Source organism: Nostoc sp., assembly GCF_035638895.1.
GTDB lineage: Bacteria > Cyanobacteriota > Cyanobacteriia > Cyanobacteriales > Nostocaceae > Nostoc.
The window spans coordinates 1-1,557 of record NZ_DASQZC010000542.1 but is presented as its reverse complement, the minus strand read 5'-3'; the positions used below and the strand labels follow the sequence as shown (position 1 = coordinate 1,557).

Genomic DNA, 1,557 nt, shown 5'->3' with positions numbered 1-1,557 from the left:
TGTAGCGAACTGCAAACATAAATCGTTAAAACTGCAAACAAGCCATTTTTGAAACCACATTATTTGCAAATAAGAGGGGTCTCAAAACCACAATAACTGCAAATGAAACCACAATAATTGCAAACAAACCGCAAACATAATTTTGAAACCACATTAACTGCAAATAGGCTGTAATCTTTAGCCAGTATGGATTTTAGCTTTTTTGGGACTCTTGGGATGAAACTGTCCAAATTAAAGAAAATTCACCATTACTCCAGTCTAAACTTAAGAGTCTTTACCAAGAGAAAGAAGCAGGTTAGTAGTACTTACTCCCAAAAACCTAATTCATAATTAAATTGGACGGATACCGTTCAGATTAAACCACAACGTTCGGGCATAAGTGTTTGGCTAATTGGATCGTATAAATTGGACACTTTTTAGGCAATAAATCCCCTAAGCCAGTTCCAGTAAGGTTTACGGCTTATTTGCAGTTAATGTGGTTTGAAAACCCTTGTTTGCAGTTTGAAAATTATGTTTGCAATTTCATTTGCAATTATTGTGGTTTTGAGACCCCTCTTATTTGCAAATAATGTGGTTTCAAAAATGGCTTGTTTGCAGTTTTAACGATTTATGTTTGCAGTTCGCTACAGCTAGGGGAACTATTCAGATTGACCGTAAAACAGCCGATGGTAAAGTTCCTCTTAATGTGGCAGTGATTAACGGTTTGAATAACTCCGAGGGGGATGCAGAAGTAGATAAAAAGGTAACAATCCCTGATTGGCTAACACCAAAAAACATTTATAATCATTTTGGTAATCAGCCTATTAAGTTTGATTATTAGGCTGATTTTTAACTGTTAGTAGTAGACTAAAAAAATAAAGATGGCTAAATATCATTACGAAATAATTGTGAACTTAGACCAAATAGATCCAGGGATAGGTAGACTTTTCTTTGGTGAAGAAGGCTCTAGAACTGCTTATTTAAATACTAATAATCGATTAAATCAACATGAATTTTTAACTATTTCTACCCCTCGCGGGGCTTTAATAAATTTAGAAATAACAAAAATTACTAGGTATTTAATGGAAATAAATGAAGACAATCAGTTAATTGAAATGGATATGTCCTATCCTTTCCATCAAAATAACAGGGCAGTAAATACAACTGATGAAATGTGGTTTACCTGTCGGGCTAACGCATTAATGCTAACAGGTGATTAATAAAATATTAAAATAATACATATAACCAGAGTTATATTTGCTCTGGTTTTTTTGACACTATTTTATTCATACATGTTGCTTTTCCAGCGCTCTAATTACATCTAATCGCGCATCATCAGAGAGCCAATCATCAGTGTTTGGGTACATTTCTAAAATTTTTCCTTTAATAATTGTTCGAGAAATTTTTAATCCCTTATTTTCTAGTGTCCGGGCTATATGTAGCGAACTGCAAACATAAATCGTTAAAACTGCAAACAAGCCATTTTTGAAACCACATTATTTGCAAATAAGAGGGGTCTCAAAACCACAATAACTGCAAATGAAACCACAATAATTGCAAACAAACCGCAAACATAAT

At 33.7% G+C, this 1,557-nt stretch carries 2 protein-coding genes; both read left to right on the top strand.

Annotation, left to right across the window (positions count from 1 at the left end; translation table 11 throughout):
* The first annotated feature begins 568 nt into the window (after positions 1-568).
* Positions 569-820, top strand: coding sequence for a hypothetical protein (locus VE944_RS26715; protein WP_324984337.1), 252 nt, complete (start codon positions 569-571; stop codon positions 818-820).
* Positions 821-860: 40 nt separating this feature from the next.
* Positions 861-1,199: a hypothetical protein gene (locus tag VE944_RS26710; protein ID WP_324984334.1), complete on the top strand. Its 339-nt coding sequence runs from the start codon at positions 861-863 to the stop codon at positions 1,197-1,199.
* The last annotated feature ends 358 nt before the right edge of the window (positions 1,200-1,557 follow it).